We start from the raw sequence: 23,556 nt of genomic DNA, 5'->3' as shown, positions 1-23,556 counted from the left end.
TCGGCCAGATCCACCGCCCGTCTCACCACCCGCCCTGGACACACGCTGTTGCCGCACGCCGCTGGAGCGCGCCCAGCCAAACCCGGCCGAGCGCATCACAGTTTTCGGGGCACCCGTCGCCGTTGCAGTTGGTGCGACTGTCTCATCCGATGCTTGCGCGCGAGTCGGGCTGATCCAGCCACATCCACTGATCGCTGGGCGAGTTGGGTTTTCGCCAAGTTGCCTGCCGGGCCCACGGCGCAGTCGCAGGCGTAGGTGCCACGCGGGGTCGTGTGGGGCGCGGCGTGTGTCGTAACGTATGGCCACGGCACGGGACACACGGGCAGGGAAACTGCCGGTGGTGATGACGAGTTGGGGGACCTCGGACGGACCCGCGGGTACTTCCCCGGACAGGAGGCACCGTCATGCGCATCCCCGGGCCCCCGCACCAGGAGGACGGCGGGCTGAGCGCCGTGGCGGCCGCGGGCGGGCTGCACCAGTACCAGTTGCGCCTCCACGACACGTACGGGCCCGTCGTGCGCTTCCAACTGCCGGGCACGGACACGGCTGTGTCGGTCGCCGATCCCGTGCTCCTGGAGGCCACGGCGCACCTCGACAAGCGGCCCGAGGAGCTCTTCGCCTTCCTGGACCCACTGTGCGAGGCGGGCAACCTGCAAGTGCTCCCCGCCGACGAGCACACGCCCTGGCGCCGGCTGCTGCTCTCCGTGCTCGCCGGACGCCCGGCCCACGAGCGGCACTTCGCACGCTTCACGGAGCTGGCGCGGGAGCTCGCGGACCGCTGGAGCGGGCAGGCGGACGTCGGACCTGTCGAGCTGCAACGGGAGTTGACCACGCTGTCGCTCCGCATGATCTGCGGGTTCGCGCTCAGCGGCGCGGACGCCGAGACGGACATGGACCGTGTCGTCGCCGCGTTCGAGGAGGTGCTCACCGAGCACCTCGGGCGGCTCTACCAGGTGCCGCGGGCCGACCCGCGCTCAGCCGACCGGGCCGACGAGGCCCTCGCGTATCTGCGGGCGACGGTCGACCGCGTGGTGGCGGCACACCGCTCGGACCACCGCACCGACCGCAGCGACCTGATCGGGGCGCTCGTCGAGGCCGGGGAGAGTCCGGCGCGGATCCGGGACACCGTGATGATGACGCTGCTCGCCGCCCACCACACCACCGGCGTCGCCGTCTCGTGGACGCTGCACCTGCTGGGCCGCCACCCCGACGCGGCCGACCGCGTCGCCGCCGAACTGGACCAGGTGCTCGGCGAGCGCGCCGCGCCCGACTACGGTGATCTGCGGCGGCTCACGTATCTGGACATGGTGCTCAAGGAGTCGATGCGACTGTTCCCGCCCGGCCCGTACGGTGCGCGCGAGACGACCGAGGACCTGATCCTGGGCCCGTACGAGATCCCCGCCGGGACAACGGTGTTCTATCCGTTCTGGGCGGTGCACCTGAACCCCGAGTACTGGCCCGAGCCTCAGCGGTTCGACCCCGAGCGGTTCACCGCGCAGGAGGTGGCCAAGCGGCCGCGGTACGCGTACATCCCCTTCGGGATCGGACCGCGCAGCTGCGAGGGCGCCGCCCTGGCCACCATCGAGGCCCAGCTCGTCCTGGCCGTTCTCCTCAAACGCCTGCGCTTCCAGCCCACGCCGGGGCACCAAGTGATACCGGTGGAACGATTCGTGCTGTGGGCACGGGACGGGATCCGGATGACGGTGCGGCCACGGGGCTAGGCCGCTGAACTTCCCGCCGTAGCAAGCGGATCGCCGCCTGCGGCACCGTCCGGACCACCGTCCTCGGCGACCGCGGATACGACACATACCGTGGCGATGGAAGCGGCTGGGCCCTGACCGTGAGCGCCCGCAGTGCCGGGCGCGGACCCGCGCTGCACGTCCAGGCTGCGCTCGAAGCAGCCGACAGCAGCGATGCCATCGATCCGGAGTCTCGGTCCCTGGGCGCCACGGCGGTGACCGACAGTCAGGCGGATGCGCCAATGGATCGAGACGGTCTTCGACACCCTCAAAGGATGCCTTCGATGATGCGGAAGTCGCGCTCGACGCCGTCGGACAGGACGAGCAGCGCCTGCTGACAAGCCTCACTGGCGTGGGCTGATCGCCGGGATGATTCAGAGAACGTACTGGTCAGCGACCCGTCGGAGCCTCGCCGCTGAGCAGGGGTTGCAGAAGCGGGATGTACAGGTCGGCGACTTCGTCGGGGGCCAGTCTGGTGAGCTGGTCGGCTTGGACGGTTGCGTACAGGGCCCCGAGGCCGAGCAGTACGCCGATGGCCAGCTCCGCACGCAGCGCGGCGTCCGGCCCGGGGAGGCGGGCGGCGAGGGCGTCGATGACCTGCGTGCGGAAGTTGGCCCGGGCCTGTCCGCCGAGTTCCAGGTGGTGACGGGAGAAGGCGATGCGCAGGATCGGGTCGCGGATCTGGCCGCGCTGGGTGGCGAGCAGGTGCAGGACCATGTGCCGGGCGAGGCCGTCCAAGGGGGCGTCGAACAGGGCGGTGGCGTCGGCGTCGAAGGTGAACACCTGGTTGAAGAGGCGTTCCTTGGTGCCGTAGTACTTCATCACGAGCGCCGGACTGACGCCCGCGTCATCGGCGATGGCGGCGATGGTCGTGTCAGCGTAGGCATGGCGCGCGAACGCGCGCCGGGCGGCGGCGAGGATCTCCGCGCGCCGGGCGTCGGCGTCACGCGGTCGTGCCGCCCGGTCCGGTGCCGGATCGGGTGTCGGCGACACCGGTGCCGGTGCCGGCTGGCTCGTGGACGTCGTTCGCGGGCGGCCGCTGCGGGGGGAGGCGGAGCTCGGGCCGGGCATCGTGTTCAGCCTCCTGAAGGGGGGACGGCGCGGGTCGCGGCTGGCGCGGGATGAGGCGGGCGGCCGCACAGGCCAGCAGCGCGACCGCCCCCGCCGCGGCGAACGCCACGCGGTACCCGTCCAGAGTAGGCGCCGCCACGGCCACGCCCGACACACCGGCGAACACACGGGTGTGCTGCGCCAGCACGGTGGCGACCACCGCACTGCACAGGGCCTGCCCGATGGTGCGCATGAGGACGTTGAGGCCGTTCGCCGCAGCGGTCTGCTCCAGCGGCACCGCCCGCATGATCAGCATGGGCAGCGCGGAGTAGGCGAGCGCCGTACCGACCGACACCACGGCCGCACCCGCGATGACCGCCCACAACTGCCGGCTGTCGGCGACGCGCAGCCCATACCCGGCCGCGATGACCATCGTGCCCAGGGTCAGCGTGGCCTTGGCCCCACGGGCGGCGGACAGTCGGGCGGACAAGGAAGCGCACAGCACCATGATCACACCACTGGGCAGCAGGCACGCACCCGCCGCCACCACCGAGAGACCCAGACCGTACCCGGTGACCCGGGGCGTCTGGATCAGCTGCGCGGTGACAAGGGAGTTGGCATAGAAGGCGAACCCGGCCAACAACGCGGCCACATGCGGCAGTAGAACCGCCGGACGCATCGCGAGCCGCACGTCCACCAGCGGCCGCGACACCCGGCGCTGGTGGACGGTCCAGCCCGCCAGGATCAGCAGCGCCGCCCCCGACAGACCCAGAACCCGCCGACTGCCCCACCCCCACTCACCCGCCTTGGACAACGCCAGCAGCAGAAGCACCAGCCCGGCACTCAGCCCGCACGCCCCGACCAGGTCGAACCGCCCCGGCGACCGAACCGGCTCCTCCCGCAGCACCCGCCACGCCAGCGCGAGCACCGCCGTCGAGAGCGCGGTCATCGCCCAGAACATCGCATGCCAGTCCGCGAACTGCACCAGCAGCGCGGCCAGCGGCAGACCGAGAGCAGCACCGATCCCCACCGTCGAACTCATCAGCGCCACCGACGAACCCGTCCGATGCGCCGGCAGCACCCCCCGCAGGAAACTGATCGACAACGGCACCACCGCCGCCCCCACCCCCTGCAGCCCACGCCCCACGAGAAGCCATGGGAGCGTGGAGGCGAACGAGCACACCAGCGACCCGACGGCGAGCGCACCGAGCGCGACCAACAGCATCCGCCGCTTGCCGTACATGTCCCCGGCCCGCCCCAGCAACGGCGTCGCGACCGCCCCGGTCAGCAACGTGAGCGTGACCACCCACCCGACATCGACCGGCGCCGCGCCGGTCAGCCGAGGCAACTGCGGCAGCAGCGGCACGACCGCGGTCTGCACCAGCGTGGTGACGATGCCCCCTGCCGCCAGAACCGCCATGACGCGGCGATCGGCGGATGGGGTTGGTGACGGGGATGGTGACGGCGAATCGGTGGGCACTGCGAAACCCCCCTTGAAGGTGAATGGCGTTCACCACTGTAGGTGAACGCCATTCACCTCGCAATGAAGTTTCGTGGACGCCGCCTGTAACGAGGACGTGAAGGCGCCGCGTTGACCGTCGGCCGACACGGCTGTGGCCGTTTCTCCCAGGGTGCTGTGGCCCGCTGACCAGTTCGTTCGTGTGTCGTGGCGGCTGACGGCGCGTCCGTCGCCGCAGTCGGAGGCGGGGAGGGAGCTGATGAGCGGTAGTCGTTGTCGTCGGCGGCGGTGCCGTCGGGCACGTCGCCGCCGGAGGCCGCCGGGTTCATGTCCGCGCGCCACGGCCGCCGGTCGCAGAGACTCCCCGGCTGTGCACCAGGTCGCCTGAGTGGCGGCCCATCGAGACGCGCAGGAGCTCTTTCCCCCAGGCACCCCGCCACTCGGCTCGGCCCGGCGGATGACTGTGCACTGCGACAAGTCACGACGCGAAATCGAAGGTAGACCGCTGGCCAAGCGATCCGCGAAGTACCGAGCAGAAGCTACGGAAGGAGAACGTGGACGTGAGGGCACATCCCCACCGTGAGATATCGCGTGAGCGGCTCTCCCTCAGAGCTCGACCCCATCTACCTCAGATCCCTACTCGGCTTCTCTCTGGGCGGTCTCTCCCACCAGGACGCCGAGCGGCCGGTCGGGGGCCAGGCCCGGGATTGAACACTTCGGTCAGCGGTCAGTCAGAAACCCTGTCCACAACCACGCGTACCGCGCCTGGGTGCCTGCCCTCTGCGAGCACACCCCGCAAGGCGTGCCCCCGCCGGCCTGTCGTGGCCGGTCACGGCAGATCATGCAGGACAAGCGCCTCGGCGAAGGGCCTGCCGGATCGCCGCGCGTACGCCATCCGCTCACGTATCTCGCGCAGGGTGCGTGGCCGATAGCCGGGCCCGCCGCAGCAACTCTTGTGAAAACGCACGCCCGCGTTCAGCAGCACGGACAGCGTGCGCCACGCCTCAGCATCCCGCCTCCGGGGCGCGGCGAAAGCCGAACCCACATGGATCAGAGGTTCCGCACACCGCGGGCAGATTCGTCGCCGATCCCCGCCGTAGGACTGTTTGTACGAGGCCCGGCAAGGAAGGCAAACGTATGAAGTCTTCGCATGAGCCATGCCAGCAGCGTAGCCACCACCCTGCGCTGAGATCGACACGATTACAGGTCCGTGACTACGGTCGTCGCGGGTCAGCGTCGTAACGGACGCGTGGCTGAATGCGCGTGAGTCGTCGGCGCAGCACGGCCAACCCCGAGAGGGCGGTATATAACTCTTCTTCCGGTTCGCCGTTGTGTGTGGATGAGGCCCAGTGATCAGTTGCTCAGGATTAGCCGATACCGGGTGCCGAGCGACGGACTCAGTGGGCGGGAACCGGCTCGGACGACGGCTGCCACTCCCGCCTGAGCAGCCCGTAGACCCACGAGTCAGAGACGTCGCCGTTGACGACGCAGTCTTCCCGCAACGTCCCTTCACGCACGAAGCCGAGCTTCTCCAGCACGCGGGCGGAACCCACGTTGCGCGTATCGGCCTCAGCTTGGACGCGGTTGAGGTCCAGCGTGTCGAATGCCCACCGCAGCAGAGCGCGCGCGGCCTCGGTCGCATAGCCGTGGCCCCACGCTGCCTCGCCGAAGCAGTAGCCGAGCGATGCGCTGCGGTAGTCCGGATTCCACCTGCTCAGGCTGCACCAGCCGATGAACGCCCCGTCGGAGACACGATCTACGGCCAACCGCGCCCCGGTGCCCTCCTGTGCCATCTGCCGACAAGCCATGATGAACTTCTCGGCACGCACGGGTTCGCTCCACGGTGGCGAGTCCCAGTAGCGCAGCACGTGGGCGCTGCTGTGCAGTGCGAAGAGGTCGTTCGCATCCGCGTCTTCGAAGGCACGCAGTCGAAGGCGAGCGGTGTGCAACGAGGGCGTAGGCAGCGACGTCGTCATGTTCCCTCCCCCGGATCGGTGGCCGATCAATCAGACATCCGATACGGGTCACTCGCAACGGGTTTTCGCAGCGGGCGGGCAGAACGACGTGTGCGTTCATCGGCGCCACCGAGCGCCCCCAGAAGACGGCACCTGAGGTGATATCCGGTTTGGCCTTTCGGCTGGACCGAGCAGGTGGTTGTTGCGGCCCGCTGGTAGGGCTGCGGTGGCTGAGTGAACAGCCCCTGCCCGGTCTCGGCCGGAATCCCCCGCTCGGCGAGCCACTTGAGCTTCAAACAGACTTTGTTCGGGCGGCTCCAAAGTGTCTTGCGAGGGTTCGGCGGGACGGTCAAAGACGGGCACATCGACGTGAGCGCAACACGTAGGTGGGTCTCGCCTGCTGGGTCGGCCTGGGCAGCCTCTTCGTCTTCGGTGGATGCTCGGCCTCTCGACGGGTTCTGGGGCATCGGTTGTTACGGCGGCCCTCCTTGACGCGGCGTGCAGAGCCGAGTGCCCATACACCCTGCTGGAGGTGGTGGCTGCCCGGTGCCGCAGTCACGCATGGCGTTCGATACCCAGGTCCGTGTCGTCGTCTCTGAGGGCGCGTCCTCTCTCACGGGCGTCGGCGAGGGTGCCGAGGCCGCGCACGCGGAAGGAGGTGCGTCGGCTTATCTCCCACAGCGATTCCACCGCTTCGCAGCAGATGTCGAGGTCCGGGACGGCGCTCAGCTCTCTGGAGCGGGCCTTGGCACGGTGGGAGGCGCGGGCCCAGTTCCTGGGGTCCTTGAGCGACATCAGGGCGTGGATCCAGGCGTTCGCGTCGTCACGGTAGGCGAAGACCCGGCTTCTCCCATGGATTCGACGAGCCCGGGGGTGGTGTGGGCGATGACCGGGATACCGGACGCGAACGCCTCCACCGCCACCCGCCCCCAGGATTCGTACAGGCTGGGCATCAGGATGACGCGCGAGCGGCTGTAGACGTGTTCGCGCATTTCCTTTCCGGGTACGCCGTCGAGGACTTCGCAGTAGGCGGCCTGGTTCTGGCCACCGGCACCGGCACCGGCACCGGTCATCTCATCCCGAACGACCACGCCTACACCACCGCAGCGCTGGTCGGCATCGCCGCGATGGCGGTCACCGCCCTGACCGCCACCGCTCTCGTCCGCCAACGCCCACCCGAGATCAACTCCACCGCGGCCACGGCCGACGTGCCGAGTCAGAGCCGGTCGAGCCGATGACCGGCTCGCCGGAAGGACGGCGGCCCCGTCGCCCTGGTCGGCGCCGAGGAGACATATCCACGATTGCCAGCGCCAATGGCCTGCTGAGACGAGAGAACCAGGTGGACCACGACTCGGCCGGCAGCATGCGCGGCCTTGCCTCGACCATGCCGGAACGAACCACAGAGGCATGGCGCTGCGGACCATCATCGGCGCGATTGACGGATCTGGAAATGAAGACTTCCGCCTGCGTTTCGGACACGGCTACGCTCGGCGCGATGTCTCCGCCGCGGTCTGCTGAACCGTCGACGGCCGCATCGTCGACTCTCAGGTCGGCCAGGCGTGCAAGCACGCCGCAGTAGACGGTCATGGCTGCGGCCGATGTGGCCTTGCTCGATGCGGGATCAGGGCTCGCGGGGAACGAACCGTCCGGTAGATCTGTCGAACGGCGCCCCGAGCCGCGCCAGGACCTCGCCGCAGCCGCGGCCCCACTGCGCGATCGCCGCGACCCAGTCGTGCCCGGCCGCGCTCATCGCGCACGCCCCCAGGGCCAGCAGCGTCGCCAGCCGGTACCCGAAACATCCGACATCTGGCTACTGACCAGCAGAAACAAACTCGTCCTGGTCAGCGCCGCCGGGTGCGCGCACTGCCCGGCGGTGCGGCTGGACGTAGGGGATGCCCGGCCTGGTCCTGCCACCAAGGAGTGGCAGGACCAGGCAAGACACGACTGCAGCTGGACTGCGTCGTCGGCGCCCAGCACATCGTGAACCCATCACCGCCAACCGCGGCGACGTCCGCCCCGCGATGTCCGACGGTCCGCCCGATCTGCGGTGGTCAGTCCGCTCTCAGCAATGACCATGCCCCAAGGCGTACTTGCGGTCACCTGGAACGGTCCACAGCCGACGGGACCGTCACAGAACGATCAACCACTGATGAACTGCCACTTGCTGGCAACACGGTCGTTCTTCTCACACCATGCGGTCGAGCCCCGGCGGTCCCCCAGCCAGTGCCACTGTCCCTGGTGCTCGCCGCCGTGCCTGCAGGTGATGGTCGCGCGGTAGCTCGCCGGCCCCCGGCCGTCACACCAGCCGGAAAACCGGGTGGTGTTCTTCTCCCACACGTGGCACTTGGGCGACGCTTCCGCCTGGGCGGCAGGTGCGATGGTGGCCACGCCTGTTCCGATCAGCACGGCAGATGCCGCCAACGATGCGATCTTGAACCTTGCCATGGTGTTCCCCCTGTGTCATTGCGAGTGGTGCGGTCAACACAAGAAGCTAGGGGCAGAGTAAGGCGAACCACATCCCGCGGCCGGTTGACCTTCCGTTCCACCCAGCGCGTTAGCGGGTAAACCATGGCGGTATGCAGTGATGGGTCATCCATCGCGCGCAATACCGGCCTTCGGACGCGAGACTGAGGCACCGACGGTCAATCTGGCCCGGAAACACGGTGGTCGCGCCTTCCGTGAACCTCGGGGATGCGGCCCGATGGTCGCCCCAGCAACCGCGGCTAGAGATCTTCTCGTAACTCCGAAACTGCGCTATGGGGGCGCTGGTGTCGCCGGTTGCATGTTCTGGTCAGCCGGTGAGGCGAGGTTGTGCATGTGGGCGACGCCGCTGGTGGCCCAGTAGACGCCGTCGCCCTTGAGCCGGCAGTCCCGGAGGATTCTCCAGTTCTTCATGCGGAGCGAAGACGTGCTCGACGCGGGCCCGCACCCGGCGAGGCGAGGCATTGTGTTCCTCCTTCCACTGCGGCAGCCGTTCCTGCCCGGCCTGGCGTCAGTGCGGGATGAGCAGCCCGGTGCCTTGGTAGCCACCATCGGCGGTGACGGTCGCGTCCCCGCAGGCCGCATCGATGCCGGAGTCACCGAACGCGGTGCAGTCGGTGTGGTTGCCGGGCAGTGGGCGGCCCACTGCGAGGACCAGCCGGGTCTCGGCCTTGATGAGGACCTGCATGTTCGCCGAGTACCTGTAGTTCTTCGACGAGGCGGCGACCGACCGGTCCCGGGTGGGCACCAGCATGCCATCCACGACGAGTACGTCACAGCCGTCCGGGATCGAGCGCCCTCCCGCCCTCGCGGTGGACGGCCCGCACCAAGAGCTGAAACTGGCGCGGGCGCAGCCCGGTGAACACCTCGACGAACTCACGACGCTGAGCGGATACCACCTGCACGACCAGACCAGCTCCAGGCCGCCCAGCGCGGACACGAGAAAAACTCAGACGACGAGACCGACGAGACCTGCCAAGGAAGAAACCAGCGCGCCGAGGAGTGGACCGGCGATCGGGAGAATCATGAACTCACCTTTCATAGACCACACTTGACGGTCTCGTGCTTCCCTGGCTGGCGGGACGCCACTCGTCACGTCCCTCGTATGGGACTGGCAGTATCGATTCCCCCGTGCGTTCGGGAAGCCCCCCGGTGGGGCGCCACCGGCCGTTGGAGGTGATGGCTAGGCCAGCGGAGGCCGTGCGGCACGGTTACGAGAAGACCTCTACTGAGTTTTTCGTTAGTTCGGTGGGCGTTTGGGGTGGATGGTGAGTCCGGTGTGGGTGAGGAAGGACCACGGGAGTTGGTCGTTGGAGCAGACGCGGTGGATGCCGCGTTCAGCAGCGTCGGCGACATCGGCCAGGTGGTCGCCGGCGAGGTTGGCTAGCTCGCGGGTCTTGATGGCCGACCACAGTAATTCCACGGGGTTGAGTTCGGGTGCGTAGGCGGGCAGCCGCTCCAGGGTCAGCCAGTCCTGGTCCGCATGCCCCGGCTCCAGTGCGCGGACAGCCCGTCCCACACCAGCACCACCGACTCACCGGTATAGAACGTTTTGACCTGTTCCAAAACCTCGATCAGGGTCGTGGTGTCGTAGCTGCCCGGCTTGAGGTGGAAGCACAGCCGCGGACCACGCCCGGGATCGGTGGCGTGGTAGCCCAGCGCGGCGGCCATTCCGGCGCGCTTCCAGTTCAGCCGGTGGTGCAGCGTGGGCGTGCGGCCGCGGGGCGCGTAGGTGCGGCGGACCTCGGGCAGCAGCGAGACACCGGATTCGTCGAAGAACACGATCCACGCACGTTTCGTCACCGGCCCTTCTTGATGCGCGGCCATTCCTGAGCCACCCACCGGGCGATCTCCGCCTCGTCCCGCTCCACTGCCTGGCGTCTGGGCCGCTGCAGACTCCACCCCAGCCGCCCGGTGAGCAGTCGCCACACCGATGCCCGCGCGAGCTTCACCCCGGTCAGGCGTTCAATCACGATGCCGGCCCGCTCCAGGGTCCACAGGTCGGCTTCGAACCCGTGGGTCTGGGCGCCCTGTTCCAACGCGGCCCGCACCGCTTCGACTTGGGTGTCATCGAGCTTGGGTGGTCGACCGGTGGCCGGCCGTCGCCGCAGCGCTTGGGCCCCGCCTTGCTCCCACAGGCGTTTCCACCGGCGCACGCTCCCAGGGTGGATCCCCACCATCCGCGTGACCTCGGCATCAGGACGTCTCTGCTCGAACAACTCGACCGCACGCATACGCCGGGCCTCGGCCAACTGCGGCCGCGCCAGCGGCAGAACAGAGGATTCGGACACAACAGATGCAGGATCGGAAGGCACGCTGACATCCTCACACCACCGACGCCCCCTGCACCCACCGGACTAACGAAAGACTCATAGGGCCGGAGCGCGATCTTGCCGTGGGTGTGCTGCTGTTCCAGCTCGTGGAGGGCGTCTTGTGCGTGTTCCAGCGGGTAGGTGCGGGCGATCGGCACTTCCAACTGCCCCCGCGCAGCAAGCCGGGCCAGCTCGCCGAGCACGACTGCACACGCCGCCGCACCTTCTCCGTGGGTCCGCGCGCCGACCTCGGCCGCGGCCTGCCAGTCGCTGATCGTGTTGATTCTCTCGGGTCGCACGCCCAGCTGCACCGCCAGTGCCACGTAGCCGTCGCCGAAGGTGTCGATGAACGCGTCGATCCTGCCGCCGGACGCCTGCCGGACGGGAGACCAGATTCACGTCATCGACCACGACGAACTGCGCATGGCTGGCCCGCCGGTGAGTGAAGCCCAGAACCTCATCGCCCACCGCGAAGCCCCGGACGTGCGGGCCGGCCTCCACCACGACGCCGGCCAGATCACTGCCCTGCCCGGAGGGAAATGCCGCCGGCCAGCGTTCATGCAGCGCGCCCGTGCGGATGTGCGCCTCGCCGGGCTGTATCCCGGCAGCGCGGACCTCGACCAGCACCTGACCAGACCCGGGCACTGGCCGCTCCACCTCCTCCACCCGCAGCACATCGACCCCGCCGTACTCGTGGAACCGCATCGCGTGATCACCGCACTTTGTCGTTCGGACAAGGCTCGGACGGCCGCGCGCCAGAGGCGCCAACACCGCGACCGTTCCCTCGCGTTCAAGAATCAAGCGCGGATCCGTATTCCCAGGAGCACCACCGACGGCGATGCCGTCCGCGCCCAGGACTCACTTGTTGCTGCCTCGCACCGTGCAACGCGCTGCCCCTGGCACGCGGCACCGGTGGCGGCGGCGACAACGGTGGACGAACGCGGGACGACTGCCTCGACAAGAGCAGAGTGGATCAAACGAGCCCCCTTGTCGGGTCCATGACCCATCGTCACAATCCCGTAGTGGCTGAGATTCATCGCGCGTAGATCGCGACTCGATACGGGAGTGCCGATGAAGAAGTCCAGATTATGGCTGGCGGGCGTGGCCGGCCTGGCCCTTCTGCTCAGTGGGATCCAGAGCTCGGCGCAAGTGGCGGCAACGGGCAGTGCCACACACCCCGCCACCGGCGTGGGCTCGTGCACGCTGAAGAACTGGGACGCCGACCAGGACCCGGAGGACGCCAAGAACCTCCCCGAGGGGCAGCGTCCCCAGTCCTACAAGCCCGACGACTACAACTGCACAGGCGCCCACTTCGCCGCGCCGGGCGTTGAGTTCGCCAAGTTCCCGCAGCCGCACAGCTACTCGGCCAAGGCGACCACCGGGGGCGGGAAGACCACCGCGGCGACGAACCCGCTCGCTCCCTACTTCCCGCCGTTCACGCACTTCGTGATGCTGACCCGGGAGAACCACACCTTCGACGACTACCTCGGCGACTGCGCCACCACGGTGCAGTCCGGGTGCAACGGCGCCGTGCAGGGCACGAACCACATCAGCTCGGTGCCGAACCTGCACACGCTCGCCAAGACCTACTCGCTGCTGGACTCCTACAGCACCGGCACGCAGCCCCCGAGCGGACCCAACCACTGGTGGCTGTTCTCCGGGCAGTCGTCCTCCAGCTCGCAGCAGCAGTCCTACCCCGCCGCCACCGGCACCCAGTTCGACCGCTTCCTCAAGGGTGCTTCGGGCCCGTCGGGCGAGGGAACCAACCCCTGCGTGGCGCAGACGGGCATCGGGTCCGGAACCGCCCAGCTGTCGATGGTGACCGAGGGCGACTTCTACTGGATGCTCAGCACCGGCAGCGGCTACTGGCGCAACCCCGCCACCAACGCCCTTGAGATACTGCCGGTCAACCGGCCGGGCACGACGATCCCGGAGGAGCTCGACTACAACAACTACACCTGCAAGGCGCAGAACGATGACGACCAGGTCATCGGGAACAACTACATGAACTTCGTGGCGGCCAACGGCCTGCCCGCGTACTCCTACGTCGAGCTGTTCAACGACCACCCCGGCACCTACCAGGACATCCAAAAGAACGACTCGGTCACCAAGCAGATCGTCGACTCCGTCATGAACAACGCGTCCTACAAAGACAACACGGTCATCGTGGTGACCGAGGACGACACCCAGAACGGCAGCAACGGCCCGGACCACGTCAGCAACACCTACCGGGTGCCGACCGTCGTCATCGCCTCGCCCAAGTACATGAAGCAGGCCTACCTCAGCCATATCGCCTACTCCACGAACAACGTGCTGGCGGCGATGGAACGCGTCATGGAGAACGTCCACTCGGGCGTCATCGACCCGAACGGCAACCTCGGGCTGAGTACCTTCCCGATGACCACCAACGATCAGGCAGGCCTGGGCGACCCGCTGGAAGACCTGTGGATCCAGGGCGCCACTCCCTTGTCCGCCTCCGCAGGCGCCTCGCCGACCACGGGCAACGCGCCGCTGGCGGTCAACTTCACCGGCTCGGCCTCGGGCGGGACCGCGCCCTACCACTACAGCTGGGACTTCGGCGACGGCTCCGCGGCCAACACCGCGCAGAACCCGACCCACACCTACAGCACCGCCGGCACCTACACGGCAACGCTCACGGTCACCGACAGCGCCTCCCCGGCTCATACGGCCACCTCGACGGTCGCGCTGAACGTGAGCGCGGTCGGCAATCCGCTGGCGGCCAGCGCCTCGGCCGCGCCGACCTCCGGGCAGGTGCCGCTGAACGTGTCCTTCACCGGTACGGCCACGGGCGGGACACCGTCGTACTCGTACAGCTGGGACTTCGGCGACGGCTCCGCGGCCAACACCGCGCAGAACCCGACCCACACCTACAGCACCGCCGGCACCTACACGGCAACGCTCACGGTCACCGACAGCTCCACTCCCGCCAAGAGTGCCACGTCGACCGTGACCATCACGGCCTCGCCCATCGCCGGCGCGCCCCCGGGCGCCCCGACAGGTCTCACCGCCGCGCCCGCCAGCGGGCAGGTCACGCTGAACTGGCAGGCCCCCTCGAGCAACGGCGGCGTCAACATCACCTCCTACAAGGTCTACCGCGGCACTGCCAGCGGCTCGGAGACCCTCCTCACCTCGGGCGGCTGCAGCAACCTGGCCGTTGTGCTCTCCTGCACGGACACCGGACTCACCAACGGACAGGCCTACTACTACAAGGTCACCGCCGTGAACCCGATCGGCGAGAGCGCCCGGAGCAACGAGGCGAGCGCCACGCCCGGCGGCTGCACCGCGCAGCAGGTCCTCGGCAATCCGGGCTTCGAAACCGGCACCGCCTCGCCCTGGTCCACGACCACCGGCGTGGTCGACAACTCCTCCACCGAGCCACCGCACTCCGGCAGCTGGGACGCCTGGCTGGACGGCTACGGCACCACCCACACCGACACCCTGGCGCAGACGGTGACCCTGCCGACCGGCTGCTCCTCAGAGCAGTTGAGCTTCTGGCTGCACGTCGACACGGCGGAGACCTCCACGACCAGCGCCTACGACACCCTCAAGGTGCAGATCCTCAACAGCTCCGGCACCGTACTGTCGACCCTCCACACGTACTCCAACCTCGACCGCCTCACCGGCTACGCCCAGCACACCTTCGACCTGTCGGCCTACGCAGGCCAGACGGTGACGCTGAAGTTCACCGGGCACGAGGACTACACCAAGCAGACCTCGTTCGTGATCGACGACACCGCCATCAACACCAACTGACCCCGCAGCGACGGTCGGCCGGGTGACAACCCCGGTCGGCCGTCAGCGGCGGCGAAGGCTACTGGTCGTTGCAATCGCCCAAGTCGAAGACGTCGCAGGGAAACCCACTCGACCTGGTGGCCTCCTTGAGGAGATCTTTAGGCATGGAGTTCCTCTGCTACCACCGTGACCGGCCCGCCTCGCTGCCACTGCGCGACGAGCTGCAAGAAGAACATTGGTCCTACATGGACCAGTACGCGAAGGAGATGATCGCCCGGGGCCCGACTCTCGCCGACGACGGTGACACACCCACCGGAAGCGTGCACATCGTCGACCTGCCCGATCCCGCTACTGCCCGCGCGTTCGCCTTTGACGAGCCGAACTACCAGGCCGGGGCCTACCGGGACGTACTGCTGCGACGGTGGCGCAACACGCTGGGGCGCACCATGTGGGACTTCCCCGGCGGCCCGACCGGCGGCAACCGGTACCTGGTGCTCGGCCTCGGCACGGGACAGGCCGCCGACCTCGCGGTACCGCCCGAGCGGGACGAGCTGATCGCCTACGGACCGCTGCTCTCCGACAACGGCAACACCTGGCTCGGCACAGCAGCACTGCTCCAAGCACCGGACCCGGACACGGCACGCGCCATCCTGACCCCGGACCGGTACGCCGACATCGAGGTGCACAACTGGCAGTTCGGCGGACGCCCGTCATAACCGACGACGTCCACCGACTCCGCCACCGAGGGGTCAGATGGCGTGTGGCCCTGCGTAGCGTTCGGGGCTGGGCTGCGCTGAAAGCAGCACTCCACGACGGAGGGCGGCATCCGATGGCCACCGAAATGCGGACCTCCCGGACGATAGGCCCCAACGGGCCGTCGTCCGGGAGGAAGGCGAGGGCTCGTCGCCCTGGAGCAGAGGATGTGCCTGGGTTGGTCAGAGCGCCAACAGCTCGGTGACCAGCCGGACGGCCTCCGGTACCTCGACGTGGTCGTCGGGAGCGGCCCCGAAGTGCGCACCGGTGGGCGTCACCACCGCGGTCGCGTGGAGGCCGTCGACCAGCAGCTTGACGTGCTCCGTCGGGTCCGGCTGGTTGACCGGGTCGTCCATGGCCTGGAGTACGCGGAAGTGCCGTGCCGAGCGGCGGATCCGCTCCCAGTCGAAGCCACCCTCGAAGAACCCGGCGAGCTCGTCGTACCCGACCTCGTGCGCCGAGGTCGCCACCAGCAGCACCCCCGCGAACACCCCGGCGGTCTGCGGGTCGTGCTGCTCCAGGAAGCGCAGGACGTTCACGCCGCCGATGCTGTGCCCGACCAGCACGGTCGACTCGGCGGGGCCGACGGCCAGGACAGCCTCACCGTAGGCCTTGCGCCAGGGCTCCAGCCGCGGGGCAGCGCTCTGCGGCAGCCGGGGCACGGTGACCCGGTGCCCGTCGGCCGCCAACTGCTCGGCCAGGTACGGGAACCAGACACTGTCGTCGCTCGCGCCGTAGCCGTGCGACACCACGATTTCGCTCATGATCGATCCACTCCCCTAATCAAAACGATCCGTCGCGTTTTGATTCACCGTAGCACGCTGCTACGGTGACAGCGTGCCCAGTGGACAGACACCAAGCCGCCGAACCGGCGGCAGGATCCGCAGCCAGGACGCCCACGACGCCGTCCTCACCGCCGCGATCGAACTCATCGAGGAACTCGGCTACCAGGCCGTCACCATCGAACGTGTCGCGGCCCGCTCCGACGTCGCCAAGAGCACCATCTACCGCTGGTGGAAGTCGAAGCCGGCCCTCGTCATGGACGCCTACCGCACGGCCGTCGAGCAGCGCATGCCCGAACCCGACACCGGCTCGCTCACCGGCGACCTGACCGCCTTCGTCACCGCCCTGTACGGCGTCTCCGCACACCCGCTTCGAGTCCGAACACTGCGCGGGCTGATGGCGGAGGCACAGCTCGACCCCGCCTTCGCCGAACCCTTCCGCGAGTGGGTGCAAAGTCGGCGGGCCGTCGTGCTCACCCTGCTCACCAGGGGCGTACAGCGCGGCGAACTCCCCACCTCCGCCGACCTGGACGCCGCCACCGACCAGCTCTTCGGCCTGTTCTGGTACCGCCTCCTCGTCGGCCACAAGCCCCTCGAACCCACCCAGGCCGCAGACCACATCGACCAACTGCTGCACGGACTCCGCACGCCAGACGTGGAATAGCTCGTCAGCGACCGCTCGCCAGCGACTGCACACTCGGGCAGAACTGCCACATCGAGGTCGACGGCAAGAACGACATCCGCAGCCTCGCCGCCACCGACGACGCCCCGGGCGAGTGCTGGCGCCGGGTAGCCGCAGCCGCCCGATGACGAGGGCTCCAGGAGACCCTGCCGCCAGGCGACGACGACCTGGAGGTCTGTCGAGTAACGGTAGTTCTCGTTCGACTTCGACTTCGAGGATGCCATTGCGTCCAGGCCACGTGGGGCAAGCCCGGTGGGAGGGGCCGCGCTATGCGTATCAACGTTCACCGTGGACCGCCTCGCCGGAGCACTGTTCCGCCCGGGCCCGCCCTACAAGCTTTCGTGATACCCCGTGGTGTACCGAGTAGATTCACCAGGTGACTCGATAAGAAGGTGACGCATGGACACCGAAATGCAGACCTACCTTGACGACATCACACCCGAGCACCGGCCACTGTTCGACCGCATGCACAGGCTGATCCTGGAGGCATTCCCCGACGCCAGCCTGGCACTGTCCTACGGGATGCCGACCCACCGGACGGGCAACCGCAAACTCCACGTCGGAGTCTGGCAGCACGGAATCTCGATCTACGGATGGGACAAGGACCGAGCCGCAGGCTTCACTTCCCGCCATCCGGACCTCATCAGCGGAAAAGGCACCATCCAGCTACGCCCTCAAGACGCGACACACATCACCGACGACGAGTTGAACGAACTCATCCGCGCCTCACTGACAGCCTGACCCCACGCCAAGCCGTACGCCCGGGACGCTCAGGCTACGGATTTGAGCAGGCGCTCGGCTCCGGTCATTCTCCAGGCCCCGGTGCAGGGGACCAGGGACGCAGGCCAGGGCTGGCACCACCCCTGCCCCCGCCCGGCTCTATGCGTATCAAGGGACATCGTCTCGGAGGATGACGACGGTTCCGTCGCGCGGCTGATCACTCCACGCGCACATCTCCTACCGGCGGCCTTCCAAGTCAGCCGTGCAGGCTGACGGAACGCGCGGCGAGGCCGTTGATGATGAGTCACATGAGATTTCGTTCAACCCACTCGCCTGTCATATCCGCAGCGGCTCCGCCTCGTTGGGCGGTGTGGGCCGCGCACGCGGCCACGCTGGTGGTGCTTCCGAGCGGGCTGTGGCGCATCCTGATGGTGCTCGGGTACCCCGCCGGATACACCACGGCGGGCTTCGTGCCCTTCGACACGGTCGGCGCCAAGGTGTGGATGCTGACACTGAGTGTGCTCAGCGAGTTGGCCGCCTTCCTGACGATCGGCCTGGTACGGCCGTGGGGTGAGGTCGTGCCGCGCTGGATACCCCTGATCGGAGGGCGGCCTGTCCGCCCCAAGGCCGTCGTCGTCACCGCCGCTCTCGGCGCAGCGGCACTGACACTGATCTGGGCCAACGTCCCCTGGTGGTGGACGTATCCACACGAGGACATGACCCACACCGGTCACCTTGTCGTCGGCGTCCTCTACCAGCCGTTGATTCTCTGGGGACCGCTGACCGCAGCCGTCACCATCTCCTACTTCCGCCGTCATCGCGACGCACAGCGCCAGGCCTCGTCCGACTGAGGGGCCGGTCTCGCGGTGAGCGGCTGGACTCGGTGACAAGCGGGCATCTGGGTGATCTGATTTCGCCGATGTGTATGAGCGGGTGTACGTCGAGCAGAAAGAAAGAATGGGAAGACAGACAGTCGTCGTGCTCTACGTGCTCGCGCTGGTAGCCGTCGTGGTCGGGGTGGACGTCCTGTTCTTCAGGCATCAGCTCTGGGAGCGGCTGATGGTGAACGTCGGAATCGTCCTCGTGTTCACGGCGTTCTATTGGAGGTTCCTGAAGCGTTCATGAGCGCAGCCGCCGCAATGCAGCTCAGGCGGCGGGCGGGTGGGCCGCGTCCCGGTGGGCACCAGAGGCGCGTCCCGGAACCGCCTCGGATGCTCGGAGTCGGCACAGCGGCCGACTCCTTGCAAGCGAGGCGGTCCCCAGAGTCGCGGCGGCTTTCGTTACCGGGCCGACGTGGTCATGGCCGGGTCGCTGATGCTCGGTGCGCCCGTCTCGATGTGGCCGGCGAGGCGGCGCAGGAAGCCGTCGGAGGTGTCGGCGGTGACCGTCAGGTCGTACCAGCCGCTGGTGGTCGCGAAGGCCGCGGTGACCGGGGCGGTGGCGGTGGTGCCAGGCGCGACGGTGTACGTCCAGGGGCCGCCGGTGGCGTACGCGGTGTCGGTGACCGTCACCGTGGCCGCGCTCGCGCCGGTGTTGGTGAAGGCCAGCCGCAGTTCACCGCGGGCAGTGTCATAGGTGGAGGCGACCTCGACCGACGCGGCCGATCCGGCGCACGCCGTGACGCGGTTGCCGGCGAAGCGGCGGTGGAAGCCGTTGGGCCCGTACAACGACAAGTCGTACGCTCCGGTGGGAGTGCCGGCCACCCAGTAGTCCGACACGGTGGCCCCGCCGTCGACCGTGTACAGCCAGGGCCCGTCGGTGCGGTGGGCATTGGGGTAGACGGAGGAACTCACGCCCGCGGTGGCCGTGTTGGTCATGTCGATCCAGAACCTGCCACCCGCGCAGTCGGTCCTGCCGCTCGCGTTCGGCTGCCAGGGCAGCGCCCGCGCCGGCTTGGTCCCGGCCTCCTGGCCGGGTACGGACTGCCGGGCGGGGACCTTGGGTGCGGGCAGGGTGGAACACTGCGTGTCGGCACCGGAGACATAGCCGCTCGTGTCCGGGAGCGACGGCCAGGACGTATCCGATGTGTCGAAGCCGAACGCGGAGGTGAGGTCGCCGCTCACGGCGCGGCGCCAGGCGCTGATGTTGGGTTCGTGCACACCGAACCGCTGCTCCAGGAAGCGGATCACCGAGGTGTGGTCGAAAACCTGGGAGCAGACGTAACCGCCCCTGGTCCAGGGGGAGATGACGATCATGGGGACGCGTGGTCCCATGCCGATCGCCTTGCCGGCGGATATCTCGCCCGCCGTGCCGACGGAGCTGATGCCCTGGCTTGAAGAGGCGGGCGGGACGGGCGGCGGGACGTGGTCGAAGAAACCGCCGTTCTCGTCGTAGTTGAGGAAGAAGGCGGTCTGCGACCAGGTGCTCTGGTCGGCGGCCAGGACCGAGAGGAGCCGGGCCGTCAGGTCCTCGCCCCAGGCGGGCTTGTAGTTGGCGTGCTCGGACTGCGCGGCCGGCGCGATGATCCACGACACCTGGGGCAGGATGCCCGCGTCGATGTCGTTCTTGAAGGCGGTCACCAGGTCCGGGACGGTCGCCATGCCCTTGTCGTACAGGGCCGAACCGGGCTTGGCCTTCTTGAAGTTCGCGAACCAGGCGAGTGCGTTGTCGTCGAAGTTGTCGCTCTGCTGGTAGACCTTCCAGCTGACCCCGGCCGCTTCCAGACGCTCCGCGTACGTGGTCCAGGCGAATCCGCCCGCCAGCTCGGTGTTGTCGAGGACGGCGCCGCGTCCCACCGACAGGCCGTTGGAGCCGGTGAACAGATGCAGCCGGTTCGGGTTGGTCTGGGTCAGTGTCGAGCAGAAGTACTGGTCGCAGACGGTGAACGCGTCGGCGAGCGCGTAGTAGAAGGGCAGGTCCGCGCGCTGGAAGTAGCCCATGCCGAGGCCGGGGGTGCGGGCGGTGTTCCAGGCGTCGTACTTGCCGCCGTGCCAGATGGCCGTGTCCACCGGGTAGCTCATCGCGGGCGCGTCGGCACAGATCGCGCTGGTCGTGGCGGTGTCCATGTGGAAGGGCAGGATGTAGCCGTCGGTGTTGGAGTACGGCTGGTAGTACGCGGATCTGCCGCTCGGCAACTTGATGGCGTTGCGGTCGCCGAAGCCCCTCACGCCCTGCATCGTCCCGTAGTAGTGGTCGAACGCCCGGTTCTCCTGCATGAAGACGACCACGTGCCGGATGTCCTGGAGGCTGCCGCCGGTGGCGGGCGCGGCCAGCGCCTGCTGGAGGGAGTCCGGCAGGGCGGACAGTGCCGCGGCGGTGCCGGTGGCACCGGCCGCCATGCTGATGAATCTGCGTCGCGATACGGGACTCATGGGCACTCCTTGAGGTGGGGGCGGCGGAGCGCCGCCCGGCGGAACCGGCGTGCGGGAAGGGGACCTTGGCGGGCGGCGGGGCGGCGAGAGCGCGCGGCCGCAGGCCGTCCGTCCGGGCATGAGCCTGCTGCCGACCGGTGGCCGTGGGGCGCGAGTTGCCTGTCCATTGCCCGAACAGGCTTCGACAATTGGGCTAGTCCCGTTATCGAAATGATATGTTGCGGACATGTCGGGGTGCCGGTACCCATCGGCAGCGGACGTCGATCCAAGTACCTGAGAGGTCGTCAGCTCCGGGTTGCCCGAGCCCGACCCCGGTCAGAGATGTGTGAGGGCGATGGTGAGCGCACGGTCGACGAAGCCGCCGTACGGCTCGGACCGACCTTTTCCGCCAGGCGTACGCCCCGTCGTTCGGCGCTCCGCCGAAGATGCGCTCCGCCTCGCGCCACAATGCGCTACGTCGATCGTATGGCCAAATCCGGCCACTCGGCGGACACTCCCACCACGCGGCGCGCTCAGAACAGGCCCGAATCCGCGCCCGAATCTGCAACTGCCGCAACAGCAGAGGACACTACCGGGAATTCGACGGCACCTCAGCAGATCCATCCGACCCGTCTAATCAGCCGCCGGCCACGCGGTACATGCCGTGCACGCGGCATCCGGCGGCGGCAAGGGCGCTACGGGAGAGGAGTCACCAGTGAAGCCCTGTGCACCGTTGGGCTCCACGACAACGCCGATCACCGTGGCCCTGACTGTCGCGAGGTAATCGCACCGGTCGCGACGGCACCGGCTCGGACGGGCCGCAGAAGTGGCCCGGCTGCGGGCGACACAACCGCCGACATCGCGGGGCAAGGCCCGGACAGGGCACGCCACTTCGTCACACCACCACCCACCACTCCGCCTGATCAGGAGGGCGCCTCCATGCGACATTTCGTCACGATGGTCATCACAGTGGCCGCAGCCGTGGTCTTCAGCGGCGTGCCGGCCTCCTCGGTGCCGAACGCGCCGCACTCCCAGGGGTGTTCGAGCTCGACGGCACCCGGCGGCGACTGGCCGATGTACGGGAGGGACTACACCAACACACGTACACAGCAGGACGAGAGAGACCTACCGTCGGCGCGGGCCGCCACGCTCACGCCACACTGGGTCTACGACACCGGCAACCGGGAGCAGGTGGTGGGTTACGAGGACATCGCGAGCACGCCGGTCGTCGCGCGGGGATGCGTCTTCTTCGGCGACGCGGGCGGCGACGTGGCCGCTCTGGACGCGGACACCGGCCGCCGGGTGTGGAAGACGCACATCGATCTGACCGTCGACCAGACGGGCACCCGGTCGGGAGTGGTCGTCTCGACGGTCGCCGTCGACGGGCAGCAGGTGTTCGTGGCGGTGAACAAGAAGGGCGGGCCGTATGTGCTGGCGCTGAACGCGGCGACCGGGGCCCGGTTGTGGCAGAGCCCGCCGCTGGACTCGCAACCCGGCGGCTACACCAACGCCAGCCCGATCGTGTACCGCGGGGCCGTCATCGTGGGCTTCTCCGGCCCGGAGGGAGTGCCCACCGGCCAGGGAGGGTTCACGGTCCTGCGGGAGTCCGACGGCCAAATCCTCAAACACACCTACACGGTTCCGGAACCCGACCAGGCGACCGGTTTCGCGGGTGGCGGGGTATGGAGTACGCCCGCCGTGGACACGGCGACCGGATACGCCTACGTGGGGACCGGCAATCCGTTCAGCAAGCAGAAGGAACACCCGCGGACCAACGCGATCCTGAAGATCGATCTGACCCCGGGCAGCCCGACGTTCGGCACCATCGTCGCCTCCTACAAGGGGCTCATCGACCAGTACGACCCGATCGTGCGTGGTCTGTCGCGGCCGACGTGCATGCTGCTGCCGGAGAACCCGACCTTCCCGCCGTTCCCGCCGTTCCTGCCCCCGCTCCAGGAAGCGCGCGACAGCATCGCCTGTCTGCAGCAGGATCTGGACTTCGGCGCGGCACCGAACCTGTTCCGCGGCCCGACCGGCCAACTGCTCGTCGGCGAACTGCAGAAATCGGGCTTCTACCACGTCGTACGGGCGGATTCGATGCAGGTCGAGCGCCGGATCCTGCTCGGCGTCGGCTGTCTGGTCTGCAACGCCGCCTCCACCGCCCGTGACCCCTCGACCGGCCAGGTGTACGCCGACGTCTTCCCGGGCACGCTGATGGTCGCCTTCAAACCGGACGCGAGCCTCGCGAGCTGGGTCTCGCCCGTCGGGGACGGCATCCACTACCAGCCGGTCGCCGTCGCGGACGGGGTCGCGTACACGGCGGACTCGGCCGGTTTCCTCGACGCCTACGACGCGGCGACCGGGATCCCGGTCCTGCACCGGTCACTGGCGATCGACGGTGCGCCCGACGCCGTGGCCGCGCTGGCGAGCAACGGTGTGTCCGTCGCCCACCACACCGTGTACGTCGCCGCCGGGAGCCGCATCATCGCGTACCGACCGCTCCTGTGACACCACACGCCGTGCGCGGGAGACCGGGTCCATGGGTCCGCCTCCCGCGCACGGCCAGGCCGTGACGGAAGT

At 68.5% G+C, this 23,556-nt stretch carries 20 protein-coding genes and 3 pseudogenes; 9 read left to right on the top strand and 14 right to left on the bottom strand.

The features are described 5' to 3' along the window. Positions 1–404 precede the first annotated feature (404 nt). Positions 405–1,721 (top strand): cytochrome P450, encoded by a 1,317-nt coding sequence (locus BG418_RS04145; protein WP_188272246.1) that lies wholly within the window; start codon positions 405–407, stop codon positions 1,719–1,721. Between the two features lie 408 nt (positions 1,722–2,129). On the opposite strand, the gene BG418_RS04140 is transcribed toward BG418_RS04145, so the two are convergent. The 6 genes from BG418_RS04140 to BG418_RS39535 all read right to left on the bottom strand — a co-directional run bounded on the left by BG418_RS04140 (position 2,130) and on the right by BG418_RS39535 (position 7,195). Continuing rightward, entirely contained in the window at positions 2,130–2,732 is a 603-nt protein-coding gene (locus BG418_RS04140; RefSeq protein ID WP_188272345.1) for a TetR family transcriptional regulator, read from the bottom strand. Continuing rightward, a complete protein-coding gene (locus tag BG418_RS04135) occupies positions 2,683–4,209 on the bottom strand; it encodes an MFS transporter (RefSeq protein WP_188272245.1) in 1,527 nt (508 codons plus the stop codon). The genes BG418_RS04140 and BG418_RS04135 overlap by 50 nt, the downstream gene beginning before the upstream one ends. Before the next feature lie 868 nt (positions 4,210–5,077). After that, a complete protein-coding gene (locus BG418_RS39545) occupies positions 5,078–5,407 on the bottom strand; it encodes a deoxyxylulose-5-phosphate synthase (protein ID WP_223184250.1) in 330 nt (109 codons plus the stop codon). Between the two features lie 238 nt (positions 5,408–5,645). After that, the gene (locus BG418_RS04130; protein WP_188272244.1) at positions 5,646–6,224 is read right to left on the bottom strand and encodes a GNAT family N-acetyltransferase; all 579 of its coding nucleotides are present in this window, start codon (positions 6,222–6,224) and stop codon (positions 5,646–5,648) included. 534 nt (positions 6,225–6,758) lie between these two features. Continuing rightward, positions 6,759–6,998 carry a hypothetical protein gene (locus tag BG418_RS39540; RefSeq protein ID WP_223184249.1) on the bottom strand — a complete coding sequence of 80 codons (240 nt, stop codon included), beginning with the start codon at positions 6,996–6,998 and terminating at the stop codon, positions 6,759–6,761. Then, on the bottom strand, positions 6,998–7,195 hold the full coding sequence (locus BG418_RS39535) for a glycosyltransferase family 4 protein (protein ID WP_262928542.1): 198 nt from the start codon (positions 7,193–7,195) through the stop codon (positions 6,998–7,000). Before BG418_RS39535 ends, BG418_RS39540 begins: the two co-directional genes overlap by 1 nt. Between BG418_RS39535 and BG418_RS39530 the strand changes: the two genes are divergently transcribed. Next, positions 7,184–7,441 carry a hypothetical protein gene (locus tag BG418_RS39530; RefSeq protein WP_223184357.1) on the top strand — a complete coding sequence of 86 codons (258 nt, stop codon included), beginning with the start codon at positions 7,184–7,186 and terminating at the stop codon, positions 7,439–7,441. The two genes, BG418_RS39535 and BG418_RS39530, sit on opposite strands and share 12 nt — an antisense overlap. A gap of 901 nt (positions 7,442–8,342) precedes the next feature. Here the strand turns inward: BG418_RS39530 and BG418_RS04120 are convergent. The 6 genes and pseudogenes from BG418_RS04120 to BG418_RS41080 all read right to left on the bottom strand — a co-directional run. Continuing rightward, entirely contained in the window at positions 8,343–8,648 is a 306-nt protein-coding gene (locus BG418_RS04120) for a hypothetical protein (protein WP_188272243.1), read from the bottom strand. 309 nt (positions 8,649–8,957) lie between these two features. Continuing rightward, positions 8,958–9,456 (bottom strand): annotated as a pseudogene (locus tag BG418_RS04115) (transposase); the annotation flags it as partial. A gap of 1 nt (position 9,457) precedes the next feature. Next, positions 9,458–9,589, bottom strand: coding sequence for a hypothetical protein (locus BG418_RS40730; RefSeq protein WP_317453501.1), 132 nt, complete (start codon positions 9,587–9,589; stop codon positions 9,458–9,460). A gap of 335 nt (positions 9,590–9,924) precedes the next feature. Further along, a pseudogene (locus BG418_RS41085) lies at positions 9,925–10,511 on the bottom strand (transposase). Then, positions 10,484–10,999 carry a winged helix-turn-helix domain-containing protein gene (locus BG418_RS04105; protein ID WP_317453488.1) on the bottom strand — a complete coding sequence of 172 codons (516 nt, stop codon included), beginning with the start codon at positions 10,997–10,999 and terminating at the stop codon, positions 10,484–10,486. The pseudogene BG418_RS41085 and the gene BG418_RS04105 overlap by 28 nt, the downstream one beginning before the upstream one ends. Before the next feature lie 59 nt (positions 11,000–11,058). Next, positions 11,059–11,701, bottom strand: a pseudogene (locus tag BG418_RS41080) (alcohol dehydrogenase catalytic domain-containing protein); the annotation flags it as partial. A 366-nt stretch (positions 11,702–12,067) separates the two neighbouring features. Between BG418_RS41080 and BG418_RS40405 the strand changes: the two are divergent. Continuing rightward, entirely contained in the window at positions 12,068–14,770 is a 2,703-nt protein-coding gene (locus BG418_RS40405) for a PKD domain-containing protein (protein ID WP_188272241.1), read from the top strand. 143 nt (positions 14,771–14,913) lie between these two features. After that, on the top strand, positions 14,914–15,465 hold the full coding sequence (locus BG418_RS04090; protein ID WP_188272240.1) for a YciI family protein: 552 nt from the start codon (positions 14,914–14,916) through the stop codon (positions 15,463–15,465). 219 nt (positions 15,466–15,684) lie between these two features. Here the strand turns inward: BG418_RS04090 and BG418_RS04085 are convergent, their stop codons facing one another. After that, on the bottom strand, positions 15,685–16,266 hold the full coding sequence (locus BG418_RS04085; RefSeq protein ID WP_188272239.1) for an alpha/beta fold hydrolase: 582 nt from the start codon (positions 16,264–16,266) through the stop codon (positions 15,685–15,687). Positions 16,267–16,339: 73 nt separating this feature from the next. Here BG418_RS04085 and BG418_RS40720 point away from each other — a divergent pair, with 73 nt between their 5' ends. From BG418_RS40720 to BG418_RS04065, 4 genes are all read left to right on the top strand, one after another. Next, a complete protein-coding gene (locus tag BG418_RS40720) occupies positions 16,340–16,948 on the top strand; it encodes a TetR/AcrR family transcriptional regulator (protein WP_317453487.1) in 609 nt (202 codons plus the stop codon). A gap of 417 nt (positions 16,949–17,365) precedes the next feature. Further along, complete coding sequence (locus tag BG418_RS04075) at positions 17,366–17,707, top strand: iron chaperone (protein WP_188272238.1); 342 nt, start codon at positions 17,366–17,368, stop codon at positions 17,705–17,707. 287 nt (positions 17,708–17,994) lie between these two features. After that, complete coding sequence (locus tag BG418_RS04070) at positions 17,995–18,537, top strand: hypothetical protein (protein ID WP_188272237.1); 543 nt, start codon at positions 17,995–17,997, stop codon at positions 18,535–18,537. Positions 18,538–18,643: 106 nt separating this feature from the next. Further along, positions 18,644–18,811, top strand: coding sequence for a hypothetical protein (locus BG418_RS04065; RefSeq protein WP_188272236.1), 168 nt, complete (start codon positions 18,644–18,646; stop codon positions 18,809–18,811). A gap of 155 nt (positions 18,812–18,966) precedes the next feature. On the opposite strand, the gene BG418_RS04060 is transcribed toward BG418_RS04065, so the two are convergent. Continuing rightward, the gene (locus BG418_RS04060) at positions 18,967–20,997 is read right to left on the bottom strand and encodes a phosphocholine-specific phospholipase C (protein WP_188272235.1); all 2,031 of its coding nucleotides are present in this window, start codon (positions 20,995–20,997) and stop codon (positions 18,967–18,969) included. Positions 20,998–21,915: 918 nt separating this feature from the next. On the opposite strand from BG418_RS04060, the gene BG418_RS04055 reads away from it, so the two are divergent. Next, entirely contained in the window at positions 21,916–23,484 is a 1,569-nt protein-coding gene (locus BG418_RS04055) for a PQQ-binding-like beta-propeller repeat protein (RefSeq protein ID WP_188272234.1), read from the top strand. Positions 23,485–23,556 lie beyond the last annotated feature (72 nt).

The organism is Streptomyces sp. CBMA152 (genome assembly GCF_014596475.1).
Lineage (GTDB): Bacteria > Actinomycetota > Actinomycetes > Streptomycetales > Streptomycetaceae > Streptomyces.
Note: the sequence above shows the minus strand (reverse complement) of the source record. Positions and strands in the feature narration are given on the sequence as shown.

Coding starts and splice junctions, on each gene's coding strand:
- BG418_RS04145 (WP_188272246.1), top strand. CDS start 405: ATGCGCATCCCCGGGCCCCCGCACCAGGAGGACGGCGGGCTGAGCGCC.
- BG418_RS04135 (WP_188272245.1), bottom strand. CDS start 4,209: ATGGCGGTTCTGGCGGCAGGGGGCATCGTCACCACGCTGGTGCAGACC.
- BG418_RS39545 (WP_223184250.1), bottom strand. CDS start 5,407: ATGGCTCATGCGAAGACTTCATACGTTTGCCTTCCTTGCCGGGCCTCG.
- BG418_RS04130 (WP_188272244.1), bottom strand. CDS start 6,224: ATGACGACGTCGCTGCCTACGCCCTCGTTGCACACCGCTCGCCTTCGA.
- BG418_RS39540 (WP_223184249.1), bottom strand. CDS start 6,998: ATGTCGCTCAAGGACCCCAGGAACTGGGCCCGCGCCTCCCACCGTGCC.
- BG418_RS39535 (WP_262928542.1), bottom strand. CDS start 7,195: ATGCGCGAACACGTCTACAGCCGCTCGCGCGTCATCCTGATGCCCAGC.
- BG418_RS04120 (WP_188272243.1), bottom strand. CDS start 8,648: ATGGCAAGGTTCAAGATCGCATCGTTGGCGGCATCTGCCGTGCTGATC.
- BG418_RS40405 (WP_188272241.1), top strand. CDS start 12,068: ATGAAGAAGTCCAGATTATGGCTGGCGGGCGTGGCCGGCCTGGCCCTT.
- BG418_RS04090 (WP_188272240.1), top strand. CDS start 14,914: ATGGAGTTCCTCTGCTACCACCGTGACCGGCCCGCCTCGCTGCCACTG.
- BG418_RS04085 (WP_188272239.1), bottom strand. CDS start 16,266: ATGAGCGAAATCGTGGTGTCGCACGGCTACGGCGCGAGCGACGACAGT.
- BG418_RS04075 (WP_188272238.1), top strand. CDS start 17,366: ATGGACACCGAAATGCAGACCTACCTTGACGACATCACACCCGAGCAC.
- BG418_RS04070 (WP_188272237.1), top strand. CDS start 17,995: ATGAGATTTCGTTCAACCCACTCGCCTGTCATATCCGCAGCGGCTCCG.
- BG418_RS04065 (WP_188272236.1), top strand. CDS start 18,644: ATGGGAAGACAGACAGTCGTCGTGCTCTACGTGCTCGCGCTGGTAGCC.
- BG418_RS04060 (WP_188272235.1), bottom strand. CDS start 20,997: ATGAGTCCCGTATCGCGACGCAGATTCATCAGCATGGCGGCCGGTGCC.
- BG418_RS04055 (WP_188272234.1), top strand. CDS start 21,916: ATGCGACATTTCGTCACGATGGTCATCACAGTGGCCGCAGCCGTGGTC.